This is a genomic window from Psychrobacillus sp. FSL K6-4046, from assembly GCF_038624605.1.
Classification (GTDB): domain Bacteria; phylum Bacillota; class Bacilli; order Bacillales_A; family Planococcaceae; genus Psychrobacillus.
On record NZ_CP152020.1, the window covers coordinates 1,598,327 to 1,614,875 of the forward strand.

Annotated in this window: 21 protein-coding genes; 19 read left to right on the forward strand and 2 right to left on the reverse strand. The window is 36.5% G+C overall.

Annotated elements, in window-relative coordinates:
• The first annotated feature begins 3 nt into the window (after nucleotides 1-3).
• From MKY09_RS07780 to MKY09_RS07810, 7 genes are all read left to right on the forward strand, one after another.
• A complete protein-coding gene (locus MKY09_RS07780) occupies nucleotides 4-933 on the forward strand; it encodes a peptidase U32 family protein (RefSeq protein ID WP_342568012.1) in 930 nt (309 codons plus the stop codon).
• 55 nt (nucleotides 934-988) lie between these two features.
• On the forward strand, nucleotides 989-2,263 hold the full coding sequence (locus MKY09_RS07785; RefSeq protein WP_169358307.1) for a U32 family peptidase: 1,275 nt from the start codon (nucleotides 989-991) through the stop codon (nucleotides 2,261-2,263).
• On the forward strand, nucleotides 2,263-2,901 hold the full coding sequence (udk, locus tag MKY09_RS07790; protein ID WP_251555599.1) for a uridine kinase: 639 nt from the start codon (nucleotides 2,263-2,265) through the stop codon (nucleotides 2,899-2,901). The genes MKY09_RS07785 and udk overlap by 1 nt, the downstream gene beginning before the upstream one ends.
• 112 nt (nucleotides 2,902-3,013) lie before the next feature.
• Nucleotides 3,014-3,487: a transcription elongation factor GreA gene (gene greA / locus MKY09_RS07795; protein WP_251555598.1), complete on the forward strand. Its 474-nt coding sequence runs from the start codon at nucleotides 3,014-3,016 to the stop codon at nucleotides 3,485-3,487.
• A gap of 481 nt (nucleotides 3,488-3,968) precedes the next feature.
• On the forward strand, nucleotides 3,969-4,640 hold the full coding sequence (locus MKY09_RS07800; RefSeq protein ID WP_342568013.1) for a YrrS family protein: 672 nt from the start codon (nucleotides 3,969-3,971) through the stop codon (nucleotides 4,638-4,640).
• 84 nt (nucleotides 4,641-4,724) lie between these two features.
• Nucleotides 4,725-5,417 carry a 5'-methylthioadenosine/S-adenosylhomocysteine nucleosidase gene (mtnN, locus tag MKY09_RS07805; protein WP_342568014.1) on the forward strand — a complete coding sequence of 231 codons (693 nt, stop codon included), beginning with the start codon at nucleotides 4,725-4,727 and terminating at the stop codon, nucleotides 5,415-5,417.
• Between the two features lie 62 nt (nucleotides 5,418-5,479).
• On the forward strand, nucleotides 5,480-5,608 hold the full coding sequence (locus tag MKY09_RS07810; RefSeq protein ID WP_340883194.1) for a hypothetical protein: 129 nt from the start codon (nucleotides 5,480-5,482) through the stop codon (nucleotides 5,606-5,608).
• Here the strand turns inward: MKY09_RS07810 and sigK are convergent.
• Both sigK and pssA read right to left on the reverse strand, forming a co-directional pair.
• Nucleotides 5,605-6,342 carry an RNA polymerase sporulation sigma factor SigK gene (sigK, locus tag MKY09_RS07815; RefSeq protein ID WP_169358308.1) on the reverse strand — a complete coding sequence of 246 codons (738 nt, stop codon included), beginning with the start codon at nucleotides 6,340-6,342 and terminating at the stop codon, nucleotides 5,605-5,607. The genes MKY09_RS07810 and sigK overlap by 4 nt on opposite strands.
• Before the next feature lie 115 nt (nucleotides 6,343-6,457).
• Nucleotides 6,458-6,997 carry a CDP-diacylglycerol--serine O-phosphatidyltransferase gene (gene pssA / locus MKY09_RS07820; protein ID WP_169358032.1) on the reverse strand — a complete coding sequence of 180 codons (540 nt, stop codon included), beginning with the start codon at nucleotides 6,995-6,997 and terminating at the stop codon, nucleotides 6,458-6,460.
• A 90-nt stretch (nucleotides 6,998-7,087) separates the two neighbouring features.
• On the opposite strand from pssA, the gene MKY09_RS07825 reads away from it, so the two are divergent.
• The 12 genes from MKY09_RS07825 (at nucleotide 7,088) to MKY09_RS07880 (ending at nucleotide 16,502) form a co-directional block, all read left to right on the forward strand.
• Nucleotides 7,088-7,870, forward strand: a complete 783-nt coding sequence (locus MKY09_RS07825) for a phosphatidylserine decarboxylase (RefSeq protein ID WP_298470401.1) — start codon at nucleotides 7,088-7,090, stop codon at nucleotides 7,868-7,870.
• A 37-nt stretch (nucleotides 7,871-7,907) separates the two neighbouring features.
• A complete protein-coding gene (locus MKY09_RS07830; protein ID WP_169358034.1) occupies nucleotides 7,908-8,429 on the forward strand; it encodes a YqeG family HAD IIIA-type phosphatase in 522 nt (173 codons plus the stop codon).
• Complete coding sequence (gene yqeH, locus MKY09_RS07835) at nucleotides 8,426-9,529, forward strand: ribosome biogenesis GTPase YqeH (RefSeq protein WP_342568015.1); 1,104 nt, start codon at nucleotides 8,426-8,428, stop codon at nucleotides 9,527-9,529. The genes MKY09_RS07830 and yqeH overlap by 4 nt, the downstream gene beginning before the upstream one ends.
• A 12-nt stretch (nucleotides 9,530-9,541) precedes the next feature.
• Nucleotides 9,542-10,357 carry a shikimate dehydrogenase gene (aroE, locus tag MKY09_RS07840; RefSeq protein WP_342568016.1) on the forward strand — a complete coding sequence of 272 codons (816 nt, stop codon included), beginning with the start codon at nucleotides 9,542-9,544 and terminating at the stop codon, nucleotides 10,355-10,357.
• Nucleotide 10,358: 1 nt separating this feature from the next.
• The gene (yhbY, locus tag MKY09_RS07845; RefSeq protein WP_169358037.1) at nucleotides 10,359-10,664 is read left to right on the forward strand and encodes a ribosome assembly RNA-binding protein YhbY; all 306 of its coding nucleotides are present in this window, start codon (nucleotides 10,359-10,361) and stop codon (nucleotides 10,662-10,664) included.
• Complete coding sequence (locus tag MKY09_RS07850) at nucleotides 10,661-11,233, forward strand: nicotinate-nucleotide adenylyltransferase (protein WP_298470408.1); 573 nt, start codon at nucleotides 10,661-10,663, stop codon at nucleotides 11,231-11,233. Before yhbY ends, MKY09_RS07850 begins: the two co-directional genes overlap by 4 nt.
• Nucleotides 11,223-11,798: a bis(5'-nucleosyl)-tetraphosphatase (symmetrical) YqeK gene (yqeK, locus tag MKY09_RS07855; RefSeq protein WP_169358039.1), complete on the forward strand. Its 576-nt coding sequence runs from the start codon at nucleotides 11,223-11,225 to the stop codon at nucleotides 11,796-11,798. The genes MKY09_RS07850 and yqeK overlap by 11 nt, the downstream gene beginning before the upstream one ends.
• Nucleotides 11,795-12,148 carry a ribosome silencing factor gene (gene rsfS, locus MKY09_RS07860; protein WP_169358040.1) on the forward strand — a complete coding sequence of 118 codons (354 nt, stop codon included), beginning with the start codon at nucleotides 11,795-11,797 and terminating at the stop codon, nucleotides 12,146-12,148. Before yqeK ends, rsfS begins: the two co-directional genes overlap by 4 nt.
• Nucleotides 12,148-12,888, forward strand: a complete 741-nt coding sequence (locus MKY09_RS07865; protein ID WP_298470412.1) for a class I SAM-dependent methyltransferase — start codon at nucleotides 12,148-12,150, stop codon at nucleotides 12,886-12,888. The genes rsfS and MKY09_RS07865 overlap by 1 nt, the downstream gene beginning before the upstream one ends.
• Before the next feature lie 79 nt (nucleotides 12,889-12,967).
• Complete coding sequence (locus MKY09_RS07870) at nucleotides 12,968-13,588, forward strand: helix-hairpin-helix domain-containing protein (protein WP_342568017.1); 621 nt, start codon at nucleotides 12,968-12,970, stop codon at nucleotides 13,586-13,588.
• Nucleotides 13,589-13,656: 68 nt separating this feature from the next.
• The gene (locus MKY09_RS07875) at nucleotides 13,657-14,238 is read left to right on the forward strand and encodes a ComE operon protein 2 (protein WP_169358043.1); all 582 of its coding nucleotides are present in this window, start codon (nucleotides 13,657-13,659) and stop codon (nucleotides 14,236-14,238) included.
• A 113-nt stretch (nucleotides 14,239-14,351) separates the two neighbouring features.
• Nucleotides 14,352-16,502: a DNA internalization-related competence protein ComEC/Rec2 gene (locus MKY09_RS07880; protein WP_342568018.1), complete on the forward strand. Its 2,151-nt coding sequence runs from the start codon at nucleotides 14,352-14,354 to the stop codon at nucleotides 16,500-16,502.
• Nucleotides 16,503-16,549 lie beyond the last annotated feature (47 nt).

The window sequence follows — 16,549 nt, forward strand, 5'->3', positions numbered from 1 at the left end:
AGCATGAAAAAAGCAGAATTACTAGTGACACCTAAAAATGTAGAGCACATTCGAGAGCTTATACAGGCGGGTGCAGATGCTTTTTTAGTAGGCGAACAGTATTTTGGGTTAAGGCTAGCAGGAGAATTTACACTAGATGATATTCAAGCAGCGACAAAGCTAGTAAAAGAACATAATAAAAAAATTTACGTTGCCATGAACGGCATTTTTCACAATGACAAAGTAGATGAACTTGGCCCTTATATGCAGAAAATACAAGAAATTGGTGTAGATGCAATTGTATTTGGTGACCCGGCGGTAATTATTGCTAGGAGAGAGGCGGGAGTTACACTACCTCTTCATTGGAATACTGAACAAACAGCTACTAATTACTTTACAGCAAACTATTGGGGAAAACGTGGTTCTACAAGAGCTGTTTTAGCTCGTGAGCTTAGCTTAGAAGAAGTGATAGATATAAAAGAAAATGCAGAAGTCGAAGTAGAGGCACAGGTGCACGGAATGACGTGTATGTTCCAGTCTAAGCGATCTTTAATCGGCAACTATTTTCTTTTTCAAGATAAAGCAATGGAAGTGGAAAACCGCTGTCAAAATAAAAATATGTTTTTACATGATAAAGAGCGATCGAATAAGTACCCTATCTTCGAGGATCAAAATGGAACCCATATTTTTAGTCCGAATGATATTTGTATGATTGATGAGTTAGATGAGTTTTTAGATGCAGGAGTGGATAGCTTAAAGATTGATGGCATTCTCCATGAAACGTCATATGTAACGGAAGTCACTAGCTACTATCGTCAGGCAATTGATGCATACTATGAATCACGTTCCGCCTATAAAGAGATTAAAAAGGAACTATTTAAGAAAATTGAAGCTATTCAACCTCCACTTAGACCCTTGGATACCGGATTCTATTTTAAAGAAACAGTATACTAATTGCGTAGCTCTTAGCTGAAATTATTTTCGGTTCAGAAAGGACAGAATTCATGTGATAAACACGAAAATAGATGAAATAAGTGAATTAGTCGACGGCAAACGTGTCATTACGAAAAAGCCTGAGTTATTGGCTCCGGCCGGTAGTCTAGAAAAATTAAAAATTGCTGTTCATTATGGTGCAGATGCAGTATTTATAGGTGGTAGAGAGTTTGGCTTACGTTCAAACGCAGGTAATTTCTCCATTGATGAAATGCGTGAGGGTGTCGAGTTTGCCAATCGATACGGAGCAAAAATTTATGTTACAACTAATATCTTTGCTCATAACGAAAATATGGACGGGCTAGAGGAGTATTTAAAGTCAATAGAGGCTGCAGGAGTAACTGGAATTATAGTTGCAGATCCTTTAATTATAGAAACCTGTAGGGAGGCAGCTCCTAAGCTAGAAATTCATCTAAGTACTCAACAATCCCTTTCTAACTGGAAAGCAGTCCAATATTGGAAGGAAGAAGGCTTACACCGAGTTGTTTTAGCTCGAGAAACAAGCGGTGAAGAAATAAAGCTAATGAAAGAAAAAGTGGATATAGAGATTGAGACATTTATCCATGGAGCTATGTGTATAGCATATAGCGGTAGATGTACACTCTCTAATCATATGACTGCTCGCGATTCTAACCGCGGTGGTTGCTGCCAATCATGCCGATGGGACTACGATCTCTATGAAGCAAGCTCTAATGGAGAAGAGAAAGCATTATTTGAAGAAGAAGATACTCCTTTTGCTATGAGTCCAAAAGATTTGAAGCTAGTTGAATCTATTCCTAAAATGATTGAAATGGGAATTGATTCTCTAAAAGTAGAAGGTCGTATGAAATCTATTCACTATATAGCTACAGTTATTAGTGTATATCGTAAAGTCATCGATGCTTATTGTGCGGACCCAGAAAACTTTGTTATGAAGCAGGAATGGTTGGAAGAGCTTGAAAAGTGTGCAAACCGAGAAGCAGATACAGCATTCTTTGAGGGTGAACCTGGTGTTGAACAACAAATGTATGGCGTTCATGACAAAAAACTGGGATACGACTTTGTTGGGCTAGTTCTAGACTATAACGATGAAACACAAGTAGTAACATTACAACAGAGAAACTACTTCAAGCCAGGAGATGAAGTAGAATTCTTTGGACCCGAAATCGACAACGTTCGATTAGTAATTGGCGAACTTAAAAATGAAAAGGGAAAAGTTCTAGATGCAGCAAGACATCCCTTAGAAATAGTTCAATTTACATGTCCGACTAAATTATATCCAAACAACATGATGAGAAAGGGGTTAAACTAATGGCTAAACGTACTCCGCTTATCATAGGCATCACTGGTGGTTCCGGTTCAGGAAAGACCAGCGTTACCCAAGCAATTAGTGAAGTTTTTAAAGACCATTCTGTAGTAGTTATTGAACAAGATTATTACTATAAAGACCAAAGCCATTTAGCTTTTGAAGAAAGATTGAATACAAATTACGATCATCCCTTTGCTTTTGACAATGACCTACTTATTCAGCATGTAAATGATTTGCTGAACGACAAAGCAATTGAAAAACCAATTTATGATTATGCACAACACACGCGTTCAAGTGAAACAGTCCTGATCCAACCAAAGGATGTAATTATTTTAGAAGGTATCCTAGTGCTAGAGGACGAGCGTTTAAGAAACCTCATGGATATAAAATTATTTGTAGATACAGACTCGGATTTACGTATTATTCGAAGAATTTTACGTGATATTCATGAGAGGGGCCGTACTGTAGAATCTGTAGTAGAACAATATTTAACAGTCGTTCGCCCGATGCATAATCAGTTTATAGAGCCTACTAAAAGATACGCAGATGTAATTATTCCTGAAGGCGGTCAAAATGAGGTAGCAATCGATTTAATGGTTACAAAAATAAAAACTATTCTTGAAACTAATGCTATTGTATAATATGATGATGAAAGATTTACAAATATTTCATTAAATTCATATCATTTTAACTCGAAGCATATGAATAGGAAATATATGTTTATAAAGAGGGATTTTAAAGGAGTGTATGGAAGTGTCAACAGAGAAACAATTTCCGATGACTGTAGCAGGTAAACGTAAACTAGAAGAAGAATTAGAAGTATTAAAAACTGTAAAACGTAAAGAAGTCGTAGAACGTATTAAGATCGCTCGTAGCTTCGGTGATCTATCGGAGAATTCGGAGTATGATTCTGCTAAGGAAGACCAAGCTTTTGTTGAAGGAAGAATCTCTACAATTGAATCCATGATTCGAAATGCTGTGATTATCGAAGAGGAAGATAATAATGATGTTGTCTCTTTAGGTAAAACAGTGACATTTGTTGAAATTCCAGATGGAGATGAAGAAAGCTACACTATCGTTGGATCTGCTGAAGCTGATCCTTTAGAAGGGCTTATCTCAAACGATTCTCCTATTGCTAAAGGCTTACTTGGAAAGACAACCGGAGATAAAGTGAAAATCCTTACTCCAGGCGGAGAAATGGATGTAGAAATTATTTCTATTTCATAAGACGGACAATATATTTTCATAAATGAGGAGTAGACATTTATATGTTTGCTCCTCATTTTAAATTTACAAAGAATTTAAGTATAAATAGTTAAGACCTTTGTCATATTGTTTATTCATTTTTATAACTGTAATGTATTTTTGATATTCCTAAGGGTATAAGTGGATGGACTCACTCTTTCTTCTATGCATATTAATGATAGGGCAGAAATGCTATAAAATCCTGAGGACAAGCGCTAGAGGGAGGTAATGTCTTAGCTCATATGCTCTCATGAAATCGTCCGCTGTAGTGGGAAAAAGCTATTATCGTAGATATTAGTGTATCATTCTCTTTATATCCCTATGATATAATATTTGGAATAAAAATGAGACTTGCTAAAAGCATTTTTATGTATTAAATTAGTTAGCACCTAAAGTTTTGAAACTTAGTTTCTATTATCACGTCTATTATTTATAGTTCTCTATCTTTAAAAGGAGGAAGAGTATGTCAGAACAAAATCAAAAAATTAACTCACGTTTAAACAAAAATAATCGCAAGAAAAAAACTAATACAATACTGAATGTCTTAATTGGAGTAGTACTTCTGTTAATCATTATAGTTGTTGTTAATTTAGTGACAGGTGATAAAGAGGAAAAAGATATTGCACAAGAACCAAAAGAAACTGAATCCGTTTCAGAGAGTAGTGAAGTCGAAGAAGAGGAATCAGAAGATATTGAATTGACTACTGAGGAAATAGCCGAAGAGGACGAACAAAACGAAACAGCCACTGAAGAAAATGATTCGACCACAGAGTCAGGCACATCTTCTAACGACTCAAATGAAATTATAGAAGAATCCGATGATCCAAATGTGGAGGCTGTTGTAGTAGACCCTTCGTGGGAACCAATAGGGACAGCTCAAGTAGGAGAACATGTCTCTAGCTATACGAAGGAAACAGTAGATTGGGAAGAGAAGGTTGACGCATTAGCTTACGCGGCAAACTTAGACCCATCTAATATGATTGTCCAATTTCTAGGTAATGGTGGAAGTCCACAAAAGTCTATAGGAACTGTTACTTCTAAAGATGGAAAAGAAATTTATCGTATATCTTTAGAATGGGTCGACGGTCAAGGGTGGAAGCCAACTAAAAAAGAAAAGCTGTTATCAGCAAAATAAATATACAATGTGGGAGCGGTACTTGACTAAAGTGCCGCTCTCCTTTACTTTAAAAGAAGTACTTTTAGAGAGGGGTTTTTAATAATGAAGATTGCCGTAATTGGAGCAATGGAAGAAGAAGTAGAATTATTAAGAAATGCGGTTGAAAATGCAAAGACTATAGAAATTGCAAATAGTGAGTTTACAACTGGTACATATAAAAGCCATGAAATAATCCTGTTGAAAAGTGGAATTGGCAAAGTAAATGCAGCCATGTCTACTGCTATTCTTTTAAATGAGTATAAGCCAGATTATGTCATTAATACAGGATCTGCTGGTGGATATGATCCTAAGCTAGAAGTAGGAGCAATTGTCATTTCAGATGAAGTAAGACATCATGACGTAGATGTAACTGCATTTGGATATGAGATGGGGCAGGTTCCTCAAATGCCACCTGCATTTAAATCTGACGAGCGTTTAATGAAGCTTGCAGAAGATGCGGTAAATGAAATTGGTGAGCATCAGGCCTCAACAGGCTTAATTGCTACTGGTGATACCTTTATGCATAATCCAGAACGAGTAGAACTAGTTCGGAGTTATTTTCCTTCTATGAAAGCCTGTGAAATGGAAGCTGCTGCCGTCGCGCAGGTTTGTCATCAATTTTCAGTACCATTTGTAGTTATTCGTGCTCTTTCCGATATAGCAGGAAAAGAATCCTCGATTAGCTTTGATGAGTTTCTGCCAGTTGCAGCTAAGCATTCCACACAAATAGTGCTTCGTGTAATTGAAAACATTTAGTTGTCATTAATTGGACAAACTATAGCATAGAATGCATGTAATTAGTATTTCCTATATGTGCTATGATGAAAGTATTAAAAGCTTTTCACAATAGTCTAGGGGGAGATCAGATGGTTTTTATCATGGCTATGTCTGTTTTGGTTACAGCTGTATTAGCATTTGTAATGATTGCCGAAACAAGTGAAGATTAATTTTCTCTAGCTCTCTTGGTGTTTGATCCATCAAGAGAGTTTTTTTCATGGATGTAATACTGATAGAGCTTTACAAGCGCACGTTTTTCAATACGAGAAACATAGCTTCTTGAAATTTTTAATTGCTTAGAAATTTCTTTTTGAGTCATTGGTTCATGGCCTAATAATCCATATCTACGAACGATGATATCTAGCTCTCGTTTCTCGAGTTGGGATAGGTGTTTATATAAACGATTGGTATCTTCTTCTTCCACTAGCTGTTCGTCCGAGCTTTTATCTAGCCCTTGTAGTAAATCGGTGATTTCTAAAGAATGTCCATCTTTATCCATTCCAATAGGCTCATGTAAAGAAATATCCTTTTGAACTTTTTTTAATGAACGCAAATACATAAGAATTTCATTTTCAATACAGCGAGCAGCATATGTTGCTAATTTTGTTTTTTTGGTAGGTGTATAGCTATTAACAGCTTTCATCAGCCCAATTGTTCCAATAGATATATAGTCATCTAAAAGCTCATGCTTCGGGTGAAATTTCTTAACTACGTGTGCAACAAGCCGCATATTACGTTCGATAAGTTCATCTCTTGCTGTGAGGTCTCCATCTAGAAAACGTTGAATCATTACTTGTTCTTCCTCCGGAGAAAGGGGCTGATGGAACGCCTGCCCTTTTAAATAACCAAGCACAAGTGGCAAATCGATGACCATGTTTATAAATGCGGTTAGAAGACCGGAAATTATGTTCACCTCCATCTAGTTATACTTTCAATATATGTGGAATTACGACAAAATATGAAAAAAACGACTGCATTTGCAGTCGCCTTTTAAGAAATATATAATTGCTTAAAGCATATCAGACCTTTTTTAAAGTAAAAGTACTAATCATTAATAATGCAAGAATAATAAATAAAAACATGTACGTAACTGGCGGAACAAAATTAATAGCGAAGTATGATAATGTTAAAATTACTCCGGCAACCGTAATTGGTAGTCCTGTAAAAAATCCATTTGACTCAGAAATATTAAAGCGGGCTAATCTAAATGCGCCACAAGCTATATATATAACAGTAATAATCATTCCTGCAATACTAAATTCCTGTAAAACTAAGGAGTACATTAAAAGAGCAGGTGCAATTCCGAATGATATAATATCACTCATCGAATCTAATTGTTTACCAAGCTCTGACTCTAAGTTGAATCTTCTGGCAACCATGCCATCAAAACGATCTAACAAGCCTGCTATAAATATAAATAACACGCTAAACGTGTAGTATTCATTTACTGTAGCCATAATTGCTGCTCCACCGAATGCTAAATTACCAATTGTTATCATATTAGCAGCCTGCGTTTTTAGTTTTTTTATTGTTTGAGTCATAGCATTTTGTAAATACATTGCAAATCACTCCTTTACAAATAACATATTTGTTCATTATACTTCGAGTAAACAAAAATTGTAAGTAAATTTTTATAGGGAGACTAAGAAATGAAAGAAAAAATATATCAATCTATGATTGAGCTGACCAATGGTAGGTGGTCATCATCTTTAATCAAAGGCTTTGCTCAGTCTAATCTCAGTAAGAAAATAATACCTGCCTATATGAAACATTTTAATATAGATCCTTCTGAAATGCCATGTCATCTCCATGAATTTTCTACATTGCATGATTTTTTTGTTCGCCCATTAAAACAAAATAGTAGAAATATAGACCCTGCTGTCAACGGAATTATAAGTCCAGTAGATGCGACTATTGAAACTTTCGGGGATATAACGTATGATGGAATTTTTCATGTAAAAGGAAAACCATACACGCTATATGATATGCTCGGCTCCGACAAAATAGGTAAAGAATATGAAAAAGGTAAATTTATCATTTTATATTTAAGCCCGGCGGAATATCACCGAATCCATTCTCCAATTGATGGTAAGGTTACTCGACAGTATGTGCTAGGAAAGAAATCCTATCCAGTGAACAAATGGGGCCTAGCTTATGGCAAAGAAACAATTAGTGGCAACTATCGGCTATTAACAGAGCTTTTGATGCCTAATGAGAAACGATGTTTTCACATTAAGGTGGGGGCAATGTTCGTGAATTCCATTGAACTCACTAACAGGGAGTTAGAATGGAAAAAAGGAGAAGAGGTAGGTTACTTTTCTTTCGGTTCAACAGTAGTTTTGTTATTTGAAGAAGACAGTATAGAGTTTTCAAGAGAAATAACTCCCGGAAAGTTTATTCGAATGGGTGAGAGAGTCGCAAATATGCTATAATCGTTAAAGAAAAAGTGTCGAAGTGGAGTGTTTGTCTTTGTATTCAAATTTTATACCAAGTGAATTTGTTAGAAGTGTCTTTCATATTACACCGGAAATGTTAAAGGAAAAAGGCGTAAAGGCAATTATTACAGATTTGGATAATACATTAGTTGAATGGGATCGACCAGATGCAACCCCTAAGCTAATAGAATGGTTCACTAATATGAAAGAAGCAGGTATTCAAGTAACCATTGTATCCAATAACAATGAATTACGTGTTAAGTCATTTGCAGATCCATTAGGGATTCCTTTTATATATAAAGCAAAAAAGCCTTTAGGAAAGGCTTTTCGTCATGCTCTTAGTATAATGTCCGTTAAAAAAGAGGAAGTTGTAGTTATTGGTGATCAGCTATTAACGGATGTCTTTGGCGGAAATAGACAAAAGCTCCATACCATTCTAGTGATACCTGTCGCAAAATCAGATGGTTTCGTGACGAAGTTCAATCGTATGGTGGAGAGAAGAATTTTTAGTTACTTGGACAAAAAAGGACAAGTTACATGGGAGGAAGAAGCGTGACAGAAGCACCAAAATGTATAGGTTGTGGAACAGTAATCCAAACCGAGGTAGTTGGAGATCCAGGATATGCTCCTGTTTCTTCGTTAGAAAAAGAGGATATTATTTGCCAGCGTTGTTTTCGTTTAAAAAATTACAATGAGTTGCAGCCGGTATCTTTAACCGACGATGATTTCTTGAAAATCTTAAATGGTTTAGGAACAAAAAAAGGACTAATTGTGAAGATTGTAGATATTTTTGATTTTAACGGAAGCTGGCTACCAGGCCTACACCGATTTGTTGGTAATAATCCGATACTATTAGTAGCAAACAAAGCTGATTTACTGCCGAAATCAGTGAAGAAAAACAAAGTAATCAATTGGATGAAGCAAGAAGCAAAAAAACTTGGCTTATCATCAATTGATGTTCTATTTGTCAGTGCACATAAAGGTACTGGTATGCCAGAAGCTATGGAGGCCATAGAGCATTATCGTAAAGGTGAAAATGTTTACGTAGTAGGCTGTACCAATGTTGGTAAATCTACATTTATAAACAGGATTATTAAACAGGCTACCGGAGTAGAAGCAGTTATCACTACTTCTCATTTTCCTGGGACAACCTTAGACATGATTGAGATACCATTAGACGATAAAAAAGCTCTATATGATACTCCAGGAATCATTAATCATCATCAAATGGCCCATTTCTTAGATCCATCGGAGCTAAAATATATTACACCTAAAAAAGAAGTGAAGCCAAAGGTTTTCCAACTAAATAGTGAGCAAACTCTCTATCTTGGAGGACTTTCTCGATTTGATTTTATAAAGGGCGAACGATCTGCCTTTACTTGTCATATAGCAAACGATATTCCAATTCATCGTACGAAGCTTGAGAATGCTGATACTTTATGGCAAGAACATCGCGGTCAATTGTTGTCACCACCTTCTGAGAAATTTATAGACCTATTACCACCTTTAGTAAGACATGAATTTAAGATAAAAGATGATAAAACGGATATCGTATTTTCAGGACTTGGTTGGATAACTGTGCAAAAAGGCGGAGTTGTGATAGCAGCTCATGCTCCTGCTGGTGTAGAGGTTTCTATTCGTCCATCTCTTATTTAGGGGGAAGTAAGTTTGAAAAAATGGTTTGCAGTCATAGGTAATCCAATTGCCCATTCTTTATCGCCTTATATGCATGATGCTTGGCTACAGGAGCAAAATATCAATGCAAGCTACATTCCTATTCATGTGAAGGAAGGGAAGCTCAAGGACGCTATCGAAGGTTTAAAGCTTCTGGGGTGTAGTGGATGGAATGTAACGGTCCCGTATAAAGAAGCCATCATTCCTTTTTTGGACCGTCTGGATGAATCAGCTGCCAAAATTGGGGCTGTAAATACAGTCGTCAAAACAGATGAAGGGGAATTCGTGGGCTATAATACGGATGGATTAGGGTTTATCCGTTCGCTTGGAGAAACTGACCATTCCAATAATATATTGATGCTCGGTGCAGGCGGGGCAGCTAGAGGAATTATATTTGCTTTTAAGCAGCTTGGATATAAAAATCTATCCGTTGCAAATCGTACATTAGAAAATGCAAAAAAACTTGTAGATGAGCTTCAATTTGGTCAAGCAATTACATACCTAGAGGCAGAGGAACAATTACAATCGTTTGATGTGGTTGTTCAAACAACTCCTCTTGGTATGAAAAGTAATAGTAAAGAGCTTCCTATTCAACTAAAAGGTATTAAAGAGTATACAATTGTTGCTGATATTGTATATAATCCTTTAGTTACCCCTTTTTTAGAGGAAGCAGAAAAGTACAATGTTCGAACAATTAACGGTTTAGGTATGCTTGTACATCAAGGTGCCTTAGCTTTTTCATATTGGAACGGAAGTTATCCGAATACAGATGATATGATTCAACGATTGACAGAGCAATTAGGAGGATAATATGTTAACAGGTAAACAAAAAAGATTTTTACGTAGTCAAGCTCACCATTTGTCACCAATATTTCAAGTAGGTAAGGGTGGCGTTAACGATGCAATGACTAAGCAAATTAGCGAAGCGTTGGAAGTACGTGAATTGATCAAAATCAGTATTTTACAAAACTGTGAGGATGAAAAGCACGAGGTGGCAGAAGCACTTGCAAAAGGCACTAGAGCAGAGCTTGTCCAGTTAATCGGTTTAACGGTTGTTTTGTACAAGCAGTCTAAAAACAACAAACGAATTGAGCTTCCAAAAGTGAATCGTGCATGACAAAAAAAGTAGGGATATTGGGGGGGACTTTTAACCCTCCACATATTGGCCACTTAATCATTGCAAATGAAGTGTTTCATGCACTTCATTTAGATGAAGTAAGACTGATGCCGAATGCTATTCCTCCACATAAATCAAAGGATACAAGAGTGACTTCCGAACAGCGATTAGAAATGCTAAAGCTTGCTATTGAACAGGTGCCATATATGGCTATTGAAACGATTGAGCTTATTCGAGGGGGAACCTCATATACTGTTGATACGATGCAAATATTAACAGAACAAGAAGCAGACACCGAATTTTATTTCATTATTGGCGGAGACCAGGTAGAGTATTTATCTAACTGGCACCGTATTGACGATCTTTTAAAATTAGTGCGTTTGGTTGGTGTTGCAAGACCAAATACCTCTATCGTGTCTGCATATCCTATTATTACCTTAGATATTCCCCAAATCGATATTTCTTCTACTGTCATACGGGAACGACTGAAGAATGGAGAAACAACAAGATTTCTAATTCCTGCTCAGGTTAGAGAATACATTCAAAAGGAGAATCTGTATGAAATTTGAATCTATGCTTCTTCAAATGAAAGACAGAATGCCGGAGCGCCGTTTTATCCATACGAGAGGTGTAGCCGAGACAGCTACACAGCTTGCAGCTAAATACGGTGAGGATATAGAAAAAGCTGAAATTGCTGGCATATTACATGACAGTGTAAAATATGCAGAAAAGTCCTGGCTGAAAGAAATAATTATCTCAGAGCAAATGGACCCGATGCTTTTAAATTTTCATCATGAATTATGGCATGCTCCTGTGGGAAGCTATGTAGCAAGGCAGGAGTTTAATATTGAAGACGCGGATATTCTTAATGCTATTCAGTATCATACGACGGGCCGGGCAGGGATGTCTAACTTAGAAAAAATCGTCTATATTGCAGATATGATTGAACCTAGTAGAAGTTTCCCTGGAGTAGAAGTATTAAGGGAAATTGCAAATCAAGATTTAGAAGAAGGGATGCTTAGTTGCGTCCAGCACAGCATGACATTTTTGATCAAAAAAAGACAGCCGGTTTTTCCGGATTCATTTCATTGTTATAATGACTTGATACAAAAGAGAGGAAAAGTGAAAGAATGACTTCAAACAAATCATTAGTAGAAATAGCTTATAAAGCGGCAGACGACAAAAGAGCGGAGGATATTGTAATTTTAAATATGCAAGGCGTATCTTTACTTGCGGATTACTTTCTAATTTGTCACGCTAACTCAGATCGTCAAGTTCAAGCGATTGCAAAGGAACTGTTTGAACAAGCAGATAAAGCTGGATTCAATGTAAAACGTATGGAAGGCTTCGATGAGGCTCGTTGGATATTAGTTGATATGGGAGATGTGGTAGCACATGTATTCCATAAAGATGAGCGCTCTTATTATAACCTAGAACGTCTATGGGGCGATGCTCCAATGATTGAAGTAGGACATGACGCATAATGTCTACTTACGACCAGTTCGCCTTCATCTACGATTCGTTGATGTCAGATATACCATATGATAAATATGCAGAATGGGTGCTGGCTAAAGCACCTATTTTGAAAAATAAACGTTTAATGGACATAGGCTGTGGCACAGGTGTACTAAGTGTCAGCTTTGCAAAAGCTGGGTATGAAGTGATCGGCATTGATTTATCTGAGTCAATGCTGACAGTTGCCCAAAATAGAAGCACCGAGCAGAATACAGATATAACGTTTGTGTGCCAGTCTATGACCGATATAGATGGTGTTTCCGATGTAGACGTTGCAGTGATAGCGATAGATTCATTAAACTATCTGGAAACTTTAGAAGAGGTAGAACAAACCTTTCTACAGGTCTATTCTACATTGAATGAAGAAGGTCAGTTATTCTTTGACATTCATTCGGAATATAAAATGAATCATATATTTCCTGATGGACCATTTACATATGAAGATGAGCAGGTAGCTTATATATGGAACACGGAGCAAGGAGAAGAAGAACATTCTATTTACCACGATATTACTTTCTTCGTCCGTGATGCTGCATCAGGCTATTACGAAAGATTTGAGGAATCCCATTATCAAAGAAGTTTTCCTCTTGAAGTTTATATAAAACTTTTAGAGCGTGTAGGATTTTCGCAAGTTTATACGGAAACAAATATTTTTGACGAACAGCCCACCGATGAAATTGAAAGATATTTTATACGTGCAGTGAAATAACTCTTTTCAAGAAGAGGTAAATTTGGTATATTTTGTACATCTCCATATCATTTACCTCTTTAAGAAAAGAGGCTGATGCATGATCCCCAAGATTAAATCTAGTAAGCTTAAAAAGCTGATACTCCCTATTGGAGTATTAACTCTCCTAGTGTTTCTATTTCTTCAAAAGCAATTTTTTTCAGCTGTCCCCTCGGCTGAACCAATACAACCCTCCCTTTTAGACGATACAAACTTACAAGAAACTGTAGAAATAATAAACATTGAAGAAGATAACTCCATATTTATAGAAGTTAAAGGAGCTGTCCAAAATCCAGGAGTCTATGAACTCGAAAATGGTGATCGGGTGTTAACTGCTATAGAACTAGCGGGTGGGTATTTGCCTGAAGGTGATAGTAAAACAATTAATCATGCTCAAAAAGTAGAAGATGAGATGATAATTTATGTCCCTTTAGTTGGTGAAGAGGTTGTAACCCCTGCTAATTCCGCTACCAGTTCATCAAAAGATCAGCTGATCAACATTAATAAAGCAGATATACAAGGCTTGACCTCTTTACCAGGAATAGGTCCGGCAAAAGCTGAAGCCATTATTTCTTATAGAGAGGAAAATGGTGGTTTTAAATCTGTTCAGGATTTAATGGAGGTTACTGGAATCGGTCAAAAGACTTTTGAAAAGCTTGAAACTTATATCACTGTTAAATAATAGGCTTGATTGAAGTTTATCCATGAAAGATTTAAACTAAAAGAAGTATTATTTAGGGGGTATTTAATATGGAGAGAATTACATGGGATCAATTTTTCATGGCACAAAGCCACTTATTAGCACTAAGAAGCACATGTACGCGTTTAGCAGTTGGAGCTACCATTGTAAGAGATAGAAGAATCATGGCTGGAGGATATAATGGGTCCATATCGGGTGGGGAGCATTGTATCGATGATGGATGTTATGTAGTTGATAACCATTGTGTTAGAACGGTGCACGCTGAGATGAATGCACTTTTACAATGTGCAAAATATGGTATTACAGTCGGTGGAGCAGACTTATATGTGACCCATTTCCCATGCTTACCTTGTACGAAATCAATCATTCAAGCTGGTATTGCAAGATTGTACTATGCGCAAGACTATAAAAATAATTCCTATGCAATAGAATTACTGAACAAAGCAGGCGTAGAGACCATTCACGTGCCCTTTGACGAGCGTAAGATTGATTTCCTTAGTGACGAGAAGGTAACCCTTTATATGGAGCTTATAACGAAGCTAAGGGACAAGGGAGCAAGTGAGGAGGAACTTCTGCCTTATGAGAGGAAGGTGGCAGAATTATTCGGTTTGGAGGAATCCAAGGTAATGTAATATATGTAGCCTTGTCCATTTTACTTGCTACTCTAGCAGCATTTGAATCGACAAGGCTACTAATCTTGTTCGTGCTATTATTCTGTTGGTTTATTTATAGGCAAATTTCGTTAATGTTAACTATTACTATTATTTCTATAGGCTTCTTTACTTTTTTTTATGTAGATCATATTAATCCAGAAAAGGTCGAACATAACGACGTAAAAACGATTACTTGGACGGATAACTATCGTATTAATGGGAGATTTATAAGAGGCTTTGCTACTTCAGATACAAACCAAAAGTGGTATGTTCAGCTAAAAATATTAAACGAAGACGATAAAGACTACTTTTCTAATAACTCTTTAACTGGTATGGAGTTACAAGTTAAGGTAGAAAAGGCTATAGAAAGACCAACTTCTCATAAATATGCTTTTGACATAGAAAAGTATATAAAGAGTCATGGAGCTATTGGTCAAATAACCGTTGAAGAATATAAAATGTTAACTCTGAAGACTGGATTTAGTACTTATATGGCTAAACAACGCTTCATACTTAAGCAGCATATCCAACTTACTTTTCCAGCAAGCCTCCAAGCAGAAGCAGAGGCTTTACTAATAGGGAGCAGAGAAAGTTTGCCTCTAGATCTTCAGGATGCATATCTGACACTAGGTATCACTCACTTATTTGCAATCTCTGGTTTACATGTGGCATTAGTAGTTATGCTGCTCTATGAAGTAATGGTGCGTCTAGGTGTGAGAAGAGAAACCGCAAATTGGCTTCTAATTTTAGCATTACCCTTATACGGATTTATTGCAGGAGGAGCTCCCTCGGTGTGGAGAGCTGTATCTGTAACAGAAATTTTGTTGATCAGTAGTCTAATAAAAAATAAGTTAATCATATCAGATGCATTTTCTTTAAGTTTCATTTTATTTTTGTTTTCCTCTCCTTGGGTTGTTTATCAAACAGGCTTCCAATTATCCTACTTAGCTGCATTTTCACTTATATTTTCCTCAAGCTTGTTAAGATTAAGCAATAATCCTTTAGCTCAGTCCTTTCTTATTACAGCTATTTGTCAGCTGATGGTATACCCTCTCTTAATCTATCAATTTTATGAGATTTCTCTTTCTTCTTTTTTAGCCAACCTTTTGTTTGTTCCTCTATTTTCATTTGTTATACTACCAATTAATATTTTTATGCTCCCGTTGACTTTTCTTTCTCCCATAATCAGCAATATTTTCTTTCGAATCTATGAGCCACTACGAATTTGGCTAGATGATTTCATCATTTTTTTAGGTGCATTGCCATTTCAAATGTGGAATCCTGGACAGCCTGAGCTTTGGTTAGTCGTGATGGCTTATATAAGTATTTTTACTTTTTTCATTTTAGTAGAGAACAAATGTAAGGTTTCTCTATCACTCTGCATTCTTTTTGTACCAATCGTTATACTCCATTTATCTCCCTATTTTGATACTAAGACTAGAATAACTTATTTAAACGTAGGGCAAGGGGACTCTATTCTTATCGAAATGCCGAAAAGGGAGAAGGTTATTTTAATTGATGCTGGTGGTTTATTAAGATTTGATCAGGAAGAATGGATGGAAAACAAAAATGTGTATGAGGTTGGTAGACAAGTCGTCGTCCCTTTTTTAAAAGGGAGAGGTATCAGTAAAATTGACGTAATGATTTTATCTCACGCCGATGCAGACCATATGGAGGGAGCAGAGGAAATTCTTCAAGAGATAAAAGTTGAGGAAGTACATATTACTCCAGGTTCTTATGAAGAAGATGCTATGACAGATTTAAGAGAAGAAATTAATAAGCAAAGAATCTCAGTTTTTGAGAAAGGGGCGGGAGAAGTGATTGAGTCGTCCTATTATCAGCTTATTTATTTATATCCAAAGGATGTAAACTATGAAGGGAATGATGATTCTTTAGTGCTTTCTATGGAAAATGCATATTTTAGAGGGTTGTTTATAGGAGATTTAGAGAGCAAAGGAGAGCAAGTGTTAGCTACAGAGTATTCCAAGCAGATTGAGGGACAAACCATACTTAAGCTTGGCCACCATGGAAGTAAAACTTCTAGTACGCAGCTTTTTTTGGAGAGAGCTAATCCTAAATTTGCCATAGTTTCTGCCGGGTTGAATAACCGTTATGGACATCCGCACCCTGAAGTTGTAGAGCGTCTTAACAAATTGGACATACCCTATTTTCAAACAGGGAAGGATGGGTCTATTGAGGTTATAATAACGAAAAAAGGGGAAGTAACTATTTTTCCACATTAGAATAGAGAAAAGGGTCTTGTCTATATACTAGACAAAACCCTTCTCAT

Bases quoted from the DNA above. Each gene is read 5' to 3' on its own strand.
- MKY09_RS07780 (WP_342568012.1), top strand. From the start codon at position 4: ATGAAAAAAGCAGAATTACTAGTGACACCTAAAAATGTAGAGCACATT.
- udk (WP_251555599.1), top strand. From the start codon at position 2,263: ATGGCTAAACGTACTCCGCTTATCATAGGCATCACTGGTGGTTCCGGT.
- MKY09_RS07800 (WP_342568013.1), top strand. From the start codon at position 3,969: ATGTCAGAACAAAATCAAAAAATTAACTCACGTTTAAACAAAAATAAT.
- mtnN (WP_342568014.1), top strand. From the start codon at position 4,725: ATGAAGATTGCCGTAATTGGAGCAATGGAAGAAGAAGTAGAATTATTA.
- MKY09_RS07810 (WP_340883194.1), top strand. From the start codon at position 5,480: ATGATGAAAGTATTAAAAGCTTTTCACAATAGTCTAGGGGGAGATCAG.
- pssA (WP_169358032.1), bottom strand. From the start codon at position 6,997: ATGTATTTACAAAATGCTATGACTCAAACAATAAAAAAACTAAAAACG.
- MKY09_RS07825 (WP_298470401.1), top strand. From the start codon at position 7,088: ATGAAAGAAAAAATATATCAATCTATGATTGAGCTGACCAATGGTAGG.
- yhbY (WP_169358037.1), top strand. From the start codon at position 10,359: ATGTTAACAGGTAAACAAAAAAGATTTTTACGTAGTCAAGCTCACCAT.
- MKY09_RS07850 (WP_298470408.1), top strand. From the start codon at position 10,661: ATGACAAAAAAAGTAGGGATATTGGGGGGGACTTTTAACCCTCCACAT.
- yqeK (WP_169358039.1), top strand. From the start codon at position 11,223: ATGAAATTTGAATCTATGCTTCTTCAAATGAAAGACAGAATGCCGGAG.
- rsfS (WP_169358040.1), top strand. From the start codon at position 11,795: ATGACTTCAAACAAATCATTAGTAGAAATAGCTTATAAAGCGGCAGAC.
- MKY09_RS07865 (WP_298470412.1), top strand. From the start codon at position 12,148: ATGTCTACTTACGACCAGTTCGCCTTCATCTACGATTCGTTGATGTCA.
- MKY09_RS07870 (WP_342568017.1), top strand. From the start codon at position 12,968: ATGATCCCCAAGATTAAATCTAGTAAGCTTAAAAAGCTGATACTCCCT.
- MKY09_RS07875 (WP_169358043.1), top strand. From the start codon at position 13,657: ATGGAGAGAATTACATGGGATCAATTTTTCATGGCACAAAGCCACTTA.
- MKY09_RS07880 (WP_342568018.1), top strand. From the start codon at position 14,352: ATGTTAACTATTACTATTATTTCTATAGGCTTCTTTACTTTTTTTTAT.